Raw genomic sequence first — 8,821 nt, 5'->3', positions numbered from 1 at the left:
CACCAGCAGAGATTGATTTCAATCCACCTGGGTGGTTTGAGTGAGTGTAGTAGATCTTATCAGATGCTTTTTTACCAGTCAATTTAACTTTTTCAGCATTGATAACGATTACGAAGTCACCTGTATCAGTGTGTGGTGTGAATGTTGGTTTGTTTTTTCCGCGAAGTACGCTAGCAACAACTGCTGAAAGGCGTCCAAGAGGTACATCAGTTGCGTCAATAACGTACCATTTGCGTTCTACTTGGCCTGGTTTAGCCATGAATGTAGTTTTGTTCATGATTTCTCCTATATGAATATCGTTTTTGTTTACAGGGCGGATGTTCCGGTCCGCAAGTTATTTGAAAGGTTCCGGGGCCTTACAAATGGGGTAAACAATACCGTCTACTATTGTATCAAAATTCTCAGATAAAAGTCAAGAGATTGGGAAAATATTTTTTTATTTCTGCCAGATTCTCAACCTTTTTTCTGCCTGTTCCTGAAGGATTGTTTGAAAAATTTTAGAGACTAAGTAAATAGCGCAAGTCAAGAATAGCGTTACCACTAGATAATTGATCAAACGACCGTGGTCTCCAACCAATGGTGGTCTTGTCAAAAATCCATAATCTCCACCTGTTACTAAATTAATCACGAAAATCAAAGCATTGAGCGAAGACGTGATAATTAGGATTCGTTTGAAATCCAGTAAACTAGCATCGTAGTCCTTCAGGAGATAAATCAAGGAATTTCCAAAGAGAGCTAAGTGTCCGAAAATAAAGGACAGGATGGCAATGTGGGGAAAGGGATAGGGATCTGGCACTGGATAAATAAAAGCTGCCAAAGTTCCAAAGGTTCCCAATACAGCAAAATACTGTTTGACTCTAGAGACACCCGGGGCCAAAAGCACTACAAACATAGCCAAACGGCAATGATAAAGGGGTAGACTTTCAGTTAGAGGCATCTGATTTACTAAATACCATCCGTAGAGCAGGATTAGCTGTACCGCCTGTAAAATCTGGAAAAATCGCTGACAGGCCTTTTTCTCACCATAACGATAGGCAAGAAACACAGTCAATGCTAATAAGGTAAATAGACTTCCATACCAAAGAAGGTCAAACTGGGGTGGCTCCGTCGGCTGCGTACTAAATAAAGCTTCCCAAAAATTCATGTAACTTTCCTCATTTTCATATAAGCCAATCTCTTACTGATTTTTATAGAGCCTAGCTTACATTTATTTCTTATAATTTTGTGTAAAAGAAACTGTCGATCTTAATATAAAACAAAGCTTCTAATCGACATATTGTTCCCGCTCACCCTGATAGACCTGCCATAGAATTTCCATTTGTTCTTGGGTTATTCGTTTTTCAGATAGGGGTGGGAGATTCTTGATATCAAAAAATTCAAGTTCTGCAATTTCTTGATTTTCTTGAAATTGTCCATCCAATAACTGACAGTCAAAGACGAACTTGGCATACTGTTTGTTCTGAAGTTGAAAGCGATTGGTATCAAAAACCGCCAATAAAGAGCCTACTTCTGCCGAAAAGCCTGTTTCTTCCTGAACTTCTTTTCGGATATTTTCCTTAGGCGAATAACCTACTTCACCAAAGCCACCAGGTAATGCCCAAGTATCCTCTCCTTGTCCTCTAACCAGGCAAATCTTCTGATTTTGAACAATCCATGCCCTTACATCCATCAAGGGAGTTGCATAGCTACCTGTTGGTTTTAAAATTGCAGTCAATTCCTCTTGATCGAGCTCCGTTTGATCCTGCAAGACACTCCATAAAATCTGACGTAAATCCTCATAACGTTCACGGTCATAAGAATCCTTTGAATAGGTCAACCCAGTATCAGTGATAGCTAACATTCTCTGAATAGCTTTGGCGAAATCAGTTGTGCTCATTTTCTAAACTTTCTACTAGCTTGGCTAGATTCATAGAGTTCGAACCTTTAAGCAGAATCTGGTCATGTGCGCCAAGACTTTCCTTGACCTGCTTAACCATCGCTTCAAACTGGTCCTCATCGGCTGTTTTCTTGAAGTAGTACACATGACCAATTGGGAACATTTGACTGGCTAATTGAGCCAATTCAGCAATGTCTTCACCGTAAAAAATAACAGTATCAAGGGCATCGGGTGTAATGCTCAAAATCATTTGATTATGAAGTTGAACAGACTGATCTCCAAGTTCTTTCATATCCGCCAGAACTGCGAGTTTCTTGCCACCTTCATTGGCTGGGATGGCTGAGAAAGTCTCCAAAATCAACTTCATAGCTGTTGGATTTGCATTGTAGACATCTGATAGGATATCCGCACCGTTGGCTGCTTTTTTCCACTCGGTACGATTGCGGGTCAATTCTAGATTTTGGAAGGCTTGACCAATCTGCTCCTCAGTCACTCCTTCTTGCAGGGCAACATAAGAAGCAATCATGGCATTGGTCGCATTATACTTACCAGTCACTGGCAAGTCGAGAGCCTGCTCTAAGAAATTGGCCTTGAAGGTTAAACTATCCTTACGCTCAATCAATTCTGTAATTTCGAGTTCTGCACCTGGACCAAAACGAACTACTTTTTGGTCAACAGGTAGATAATTCTCTACAATGGGATCAGCTGGTGCTAAAAGCAAGGCACCCTGCTCCATCCCATCAGCGATTTGCAATTTCCCTTTGGCAATTTCAGAACGGTCCTTGAAGAAGGCCAAATGAGCTTCTCCTACCAAGGTCACAATAGCTATCTTTGGATGAGCTAGTTCAGATAAGAGATGGATGTCTCCTAGGTGATCCTGTCCCATTTCCAAGACCAGCTTTTCGGTATCATCCGGCATATGGAGAACCGTGTAGGGAAGGCCAATCTCATTATTGTAGTTTCCTTGTGTTTTGTAGGTTTTGTAGCTTGTAGAAAGCAAATGAGCCAACATATCCTTGGTCGTAGTCTTCCCATTTGAACCTGTGACAGCAAAGACATCGACACCAATCTTTTGAAGGTAATAGGCCGCAAGATTTTGAAAGGCTGTCAAAACATCTTCTACCAAGATATAAGGATGACCTTCTACTTCTTTCTCTGATAAGGTTAAAGCTGCGCCATTTTCAAAAGCTGTCTCGATAAAGTCATGACCATCACGCGCGCCCTTGAGTGGCACAAATAAATCCCCAGATCCAATCAAACGACTATCAAACTCTGCCTTGACCAGTGGGATATCCACATAGCTAGTCACATCATTTTTTGCACCGACGACACGCGCAACTTCGTGAATCGTAAGTTTCATATTTACTCCTTTAAAAAGGGACAAGGAGTCCTTCCCCGCCCTTATAGCTGTCTTTATAATAGGTGTGCTTCACGCTTATTAAAGCTTTCTTTAGCAAGATCAACCAAACGCTCGATTAGTTCTGGATAGCTAATCCCCATATTGTCCCAAAGCAAGGGATACATAGACCATTGGGTGAAGCCTGGCATGGTGTTGAGCTCATTTAGGAAAACTTCTCCCTTATCTGTATAGAAGAAATCACAACGTGATAAGCCAAGTCCACCGATAGCACGGAAGGCAGCTTCTGCATTTTTACGCATAAGAGCTATTACATCATCGCTAATCTTAGCCGGGATATCCATGGTGATCTTGTTATCGATATACTTGGCATCATAGTCATAGAAGGCTACGTCTTTGACAACTTCACCAGGAAGAGTGCTCTTGACACCATAGTTTCCTAAAAGTCCAACCTCGATTTCACGAGCATTTACCCCTTGTTCTACCAAGACACGACTATCGTACTTGAAGGCAAGCTCTAGAGCTTGATGAAGTTCCTCTTTATTTTCAGACTTAGAAATACCAACACTAGAACCCATATTAGATGGTTTGGTAAAGACTGGATACGTTAATTTTTCTTCTACTTCTGCAATCTTAGAAGCCAAATTATCTCCTTCAACGATAGCTACGTAAGGAACTTGGGCAATCCCAGCAGACTCCAAGACACGCTTGGTAGTAATCTTATCCATAGCAAGACTTGAAGACAAGATGTTGCAACCAACATAAGGCATTTTCAAGACTTCTAAGAAACCTTGAACGGAACCATCTTCTCCCATAGGTCCATGAAGAACTGGAAAAACAACGGCGCCTTCTTCGTATATAGCACTTGGAGCAATTTTCTTGTCCCAATCGATCGTTTCATTGGTCATGAGACGGTCTTCATGCCCAGGAGTTTGGGTAAATTCTTGGGTTTTGATAAAGTCTCCAGACTGGCTGATGAAGAAGGTTTTTACTGCGAAACGATCATAGTTAACCGCACGCATGATACTCTCAGCTGACAAGACAGACACTTCACGTTCTGCACTGCGTCCACCATATAATAGAATAATTGTTTGTTTCATATGATTGTCCTATTTCTACTAGAATACTTGCTCTTTAGTATATCACATTTGTCTATTTTTTTAAACTTGTATAGCACAAAACAAGAAAAGAGACTGGAAGAAAAATAGTCCAGTCTCTGTGCTCTTAAATATTTTATACCTGCTAGCTAATTATTCAGCGATTTAACTTCATAGACTAAAGTTCGGTACGATTTTCGATGGCTCTTAGGAGCGTTACTTCATCTGCATATTCGATATCTGCTCCTACTGCTAGACCTCGTGCTAGACGAGTAACCTTGATACCTGCAGGTTTGAGCAAGCGAGAGAGATACATGGAGGTCGCTTCGCCATCAGCTGTTGCATTGGTAGCTACGATGACCTCTGAAACCTCACTGGCCATAAGACGAGTCATAAGACTCTTAAGGTTGATATCATCCGGACTAATTCCATTCATGGGTGAAATCAACCCATGCAATACATGGTATAACCCATGGTATTCCTGAATATTTTCCATAGCAGCTACATCTCGACTATCCTCTAGGACGAGGATAGTTGTTTGGTCCCGACTTGGATCTGTGCAGATAGAACAGGGATCTTCATCGGTTAAACGTCCACAGATAGAACAATAGGTCAACTCTCTTTTAGCTGAAAGGAGATTTTTAGCAAATTCGTTGACGTCATCATCCGGCATTCCAATAGTATAAAAGGCTAGACGGGTTGCTGTCTTGATCCCAATACCCGGAAGTTTAGAATAACTGTCAATCAACTTAGCAATAGGTGTTGGATAAAGCATGGCTTCCTTTCTAATTCATTGGATGGTGTTGGTTGTATAGATTGATAATGTCGCGAGCAATTGCTGGCCCAACATTTTTGGTTAAATTGGTATTATGAGGAAAGACTACTGCAACTGCAATTTGAGGATTTTCTGTTGGAGCATAGGCCACGGCATTGGTATTATTAGCTTCTTTTTGACCACCAGCTACATAGCTTTCAGCTGTACCGGTTTTACCACTGATAGAAACAGTGGCACCATCTGAAAACGCCCGTCCTGTCGTTAGGGGACTAGTTCCATGCGATACTTGGTAAAATCCTTGGTGCAAGATTGCCATATCTGATTCAGAAATATTGACCTTGTTGATTTCCTTGGTATTTATTGCTTGGATTAATTCCCCAAGGCCACCCTTATCATTGTTGTCGTATATTCCCTCGACAATATGTGGAGCTAGACGAACACCATTGTTAGCAATAGTTGCAACGTACTGGGCTAATTGCATCGGTGTGTAGTTATCAAACTGGCCAAAAGCATTAGTTAAATAATTAGCCAAGTCAAATTTTTGGGGGATAAATCCTGTTGATTCCTCGGGCAAGTCAATACCTGTAGAAGCACCCAAACCATACTCACTAAAAGTCGCGCGTAGTTTTCCCATGGCAGACTCAAGTTGGTTGGTTTTGACTGTCATATTTGGTTGATAGGTCTGACCCATCATTCCTAGCGCAGTTTGAACCATGTAGGCATTAGATGAATATTCTAGAGCCTCAACGGCTGTAACCGGAAAGGAACCGTAATAAGGGGTATACCAGGAATTGATAGGGGCAGAACCTTGGAAGACGATTGGTTGGTCTGTCAAGGTTTGGTTGCCTGACAAGACTCCATTTTCCCAACCAGAACTGATGGTTGCCGCCTTAACGACAGACCCTGGTACAAAAACATTGGTCACTGTTCCTAGTGAGTCTGGTGTCAAGTCTCCTGTTTCTAGATTGTGTTTAATTCCTGACATTGCCAATACAGCACCTGTCTTAGGATTAAGGGCTACTGCATAAACACCTTCTGAGTATTTAGCACCACCATTTGTAAGTTCAGAATTAAAATAACTCTTCAAAAGGCTGTCTACGCTATCTTGGAAGGACAAATCAATGGTTAATTTGATGTTTTTCCCCTTGCTACCTTCTTCGATATTTTCTACGCTCTCCATGTCTCCATGTTTATCGAGATGGATTTCTTTAACAGTACGTTTCCCTTGTAGGACTTCCTCATATTGTTTCTCAAGGTAAGAGGTTCCAACACGGTCATTGAGGGAATAACCTTTTTTAAGATAGGCATCTACTTCCTCAGCTGGAAGGCCTGATTTTTCACTTGAAACACTTCCTACGATAGAGGCCAGAGAGGTTTCAAGAACCTTGCGATCCCACGAAGTCGAGATGCTAATCCCAGGTAACTCTTTAGAGGCAGAAGCAATTTGAGCGACCTGAGTATCGCTTAAGGGATCTGTTTGGATATTGCCTGTTGCAAAATTTCCAACTGCATTGAGCTGACTAAAGAGATAAATAGTCTTCTTTTCATCCTCTGTATAATTAGTTTGGCTAGAGGTAACACTCTCAACAGCATTGTTATAAAGATCCGATTCAGAAAGTTGATTACCATCTGAGTCAAAACGCTTATCTTTTGGAAGAGCCTCTACCGTTTTTTTATAGACAGCTGGGTCCGCTAGATAATAATCAGCCATCTGACGTTCTGTCAAATTTGGAGAGGAAACTGTTACATACGTTAAAAGTTTAGTAGAAATATCCTTTAAATCTGTAGCCGTCATCTTATTACTTCGTGTGAAAGCCACGACTTGTTTGACGGTATTTTCTACCAAGGGTTTTCCAGCCGCGTCATAGATTTCTCCACGAGCAGAACCCGTTGTTACCCTAGTTTGGCTAGCAGACGCTAACTTGGCTTCATAGAAATCCTTATTTACGAATTGCATATAGAGTAAGCGACCAATGATGGTCATGAAGAGCAAAATAACGATTGCAAACAATAAATTAAGCCGAGTCGGTATCGAATGGCTATTAAATTTTCTCATACAAAGTAGTCTCATTTCTAATCAAAATCTTACTCTTCATTGTACCATAATTTAAAGAGAAAATTATGGAAAAAGAAAAGACTTTTCCTTTTTATCCAAAAAACAAAGCAACTGTGGTATAATTAAAGTAAGCGCTATTTTATAGATTTCATTGATAAAAATTTTAACCAATAACTACAAGGGAGGCCCATGAACAAGCAAGATATCTCTACGATTATTGATCTTCACTTTGAAGAAATGACCGATTTAGAGCAAGAGATTGCCCGCTATTTTTTGCAGGCAGATACCATTCACGATGACTTGTCTTCTCAGCAGGTCACTCAAAAACTTCATATTTCTCAGGCGGCTCTCACTCGTTTTGCCAAAAAATGTGGCTTTACGGGCTATCGGGAATTTATTTTCAAATACCAACAACAAAAAGATACCCTTTCCGTCCCACAACAGGATATGAATCCTTTGACCCAAAGAGTCTTGAGGAGCTATACAAACATCCGAGAAATGACACAAGAATTGATTGATGATGACCAACTGGAGCGCATTGCCCAAATGATTGATCAATCAGAACGCGTCTATTTTTTTGGGACTGGAAGTTCTGGCCTCGTTGCACGTGAGATGAAATTGCGTTTCATGAGACTTGGAGTCGTTTGTGAGGCCTTGACAGATCCAGATGGTTTCGCCTGGACAACCAGTATCATCGATGAAAAATGTTTGGTCTTTGGCTTTTCCCTTTCAGGAACAACTCCATCCATCATTGACAGTCTACTAGACGCTCAAGATATGGGGGCTAAAACTGTTCTTTTTACTAGTACGCCTAGCAAGGAAACTCAGGAATTTACAGAAACTGTACTGGTAGCCAGCCAGAGTCAGGCTTCCTATATCCAACGCATTTCTGCCCAACTTCCTATGTTGATCTTAATTGATCTACTCTATGCTTATTTCCTAGAAATTGATCGTGAAAGTAAAGAAAAAATCTTTAACAGTTATTGGGAAAATAAAAAACTAAACGGCTATCGTAGAAATAGAAGGTCTAGATAAGCCTTCATTCCTATCAAGTAAACAAGCATATGTGCAACCAGCAATTAATGTCGCTGGTTTTTAGTTTGCCCAAGTCCTATAACTGATGACTTATGCACATAGAACTCTACACCTGATTCTTGATATAAAAAAGCGAACAAGACGGAATTCTGACTCTCAGAAAACTCGTTTTGCTCGCTTTTTATAATTGAGATTAGTTATTATTTTCAATCTCCAGAGTTTGGACAACTATTACAGCAGTTTCTTTAAACAATGCTACTATTCTGCAATAACTTCCCACGAAATCTATACTTTCTCAAAAGTGTTTCTTGAGTTTGACAGATTCTATTCGTCTTCTTTTTTCTTTCCCATTGCAGCTAATCCAAGAAGTGCTCCTACAGCTCCCAAGCTTGCAAGGGTAGCAGTTTCTTTTGCGCCTGTTTCAGGGAGAATATCTTGACGATTTGCAGGTACTTGATAAGTCTTGTCTTGTGACATAGCCTGAGCTACATGTAACTGCTCATCCTTGTATTCTGGGAGCTCATGGACAGTTGCCTCTGCTCCATTGACATTACCAGTAAACTCTGGAAGCTCATGACTAGCTGCTTCTGCTCCATTGACACCACCTGTGAACTCTGGATCTTCT

At 40.8% G+C, this 8,821-nt stretch carries 9 protein-coding genes; 1 reads left to right on the top strand and 8 read right to left on the bottom strand.

Annotated features, from left to right (window positions below; translation table 11 throughout):
• The 7 genes from rplM to pbp2b all read right to left on the bottom strand — a co-directional run.
• Window positions 1-277 (bottom strand): 50S ribosomal protein L13 (gene rplM / locus RQ973_RS09230; RefSeq protein ID WP_311523782.1); only part of this gene is annotated, 277 nt, incomplete at its 3' end.
• 159 nt (window positions 278-436) lie between these two features.
• Entirely contained in the window at window positions 437-1,144 is a 708-nt protein-coding gene (locus tag RQ973_RS09225; RefSeq protein WP_311523781.1) for a TIGR02206 family membrane protein, read from the bottom strand.
• A gap of 120 nt (window positions 1,145-1,264) precedes the next feature.
• Complete coding sequence (locus RQ973_RS09220) at window positions 1,265-1,876, bottom strand: NUDIX hydrolase (protein ID WP_281335238.1); 612 nt, start codon at window positions 1,874-1,876, stop codon at window positions 1,265-1,267.
• Complete coding sequence (gene murF / locus RQ973_RS09215; protein WP_311523780.1) at window positions 1,863-3,236, bottom strand: UDP-N-acetylmuramoyl-tripeptide--D-alanyl-D-alanine ligase; 1,374 nt, start codon at window positions 3,234-3,236, stop codon at window positions 1,863-1,865. Before murF ends, RQ973_RS09220 begins: the two co-directional genes overlap by 14 nt.
• Before the next feature lie 53 nt (window positions 3,237-3,289).
• Window positions 3,290-4,333 carry a D-alanine--D-alanine ligase gene (locus RQ973_RS09210; protein ID WP_311523779.1) on the bottom strand — a complete coding sequence of 348 codons (1,044 nt, stop codon included), beginning with the start codon at window positions 4,331-4,333 and terminating at the stop codon, window positions 3,290-3,292.
• 175 nt (window positions 4,334-4,508) lie between these two features.
• Entirely contained in the window at window positions 4,509-5,105 is a 597-nt protein-coding gene (gene recR / locus RQ973_RS09205) for a recombination mediator RecR (protein ID WP_070888870.1), read from the bottom strand.
• A 10-nt stretch (window positions 5,106-5,115) separates the two neighbouring features.
• Entirely contained in the window at window positions 5,116-7,161 is a 2,046-nt protein-coding gene (pbp2b, locus tag RQ973_RS09200) for a penicillin-binding protein PBP2B (RefSeq protein ID WP_311523778.1), read from the bottom strand.
• Window positions 7,162-7,350: 189 nt separating this feature from the next.
• On the opposite strand from pbp2b, the gene RQ973_RS09195 reads away from it, so the two are divergent.
• Window positions 7,351-8,196: a MurR/RpiR family transcriptional regulator gene (locus RQ973_RS09195; RefSeq protein WP_281335234.1), complete on the top strand. Its 846-nt coding sequence runs from the start codon at window positions 7,351-7,353 to the stop codon at window positions 8,194-8,196.
• Window positions 8,197-8,520: 324 nt separating this feature from the next.
• On the opposite strand, the gene RQ973_RS09190 is transcribed toward RQ973_RS09195, so the two are convergent.
• On the bottom strand, window positions 8,521-8,821 hold a 301-nt coding region (locus RQ973_RS09190; RefSeq protein WP_311523776.1), incomplete at its 5' end, for an SIALI-17 repeat-containing surface protein.

The sequence above is a fragment of the uncultured Streptococcus sp. genome (assembly GCF_963511325.1).
GTDB lineage: Bacteria > Bacillota > Bacilli > Lactobacillales > Streptococcaceae > Streptococcus.
This window is presented reverse-complemented; position numbering and strand designations above follow the sequence as displayed.

What these genes read in the sequence shown, in the direction of transcription:
- recR (WP_070888870.1), bottom strand. Translation starts at nt 5,105, where the DNA reads ATGCTTTATCCAACACCTATTGCTAAGTTGATTGACAGTTATTCTAAA.
- murF (WP_311523780.1), bottom strand. Translation starts at nt 3,236, where the DNA reads ATGAAACTTACGATTCACGAAGTTGCGCGTGTCGTCGGTGCAAAAAAT.
- RQ973_RS09225 (WP_311523781.1), bottom strand. Translation starts at nt 1,144, where the DNA reads ATGAATTTTTGGGAAGCTTTATTTAGTACGCAGCCGACGGAGCCACCC.
- RQ973_RS09220 (WP_281335238.1), bottom strand. Translation starts at nt 1,876, where the DNA reads ATGAGCACAACTGATTTCGCCAAAGCTATTCAGAGAATGTTAGCTATC.
- pbp2b (WP_311523778.1), bottom strand. Translation starts at nt 7,161, where the DNA reads ATGAGAAAATTTAATAGCCATTCGATACCGACTCGGCTTAATTTATTG.
- RQ973_RS09195 (WP_281335234.1), top strand. Translation starts at nt 7,351, where the DNA reads ATGAACAAGCAAGATATCTCTACGATTATTGATCTTCACTTTGAAGAA.
- RQ973_RS09210 (WP_311523779.1), bottom strand. Translation starts at nt 4,333, where the DNA reads ATGAAACAAACAATTATTCTATTATATGGTGGACGCAGTGCAGAACGT.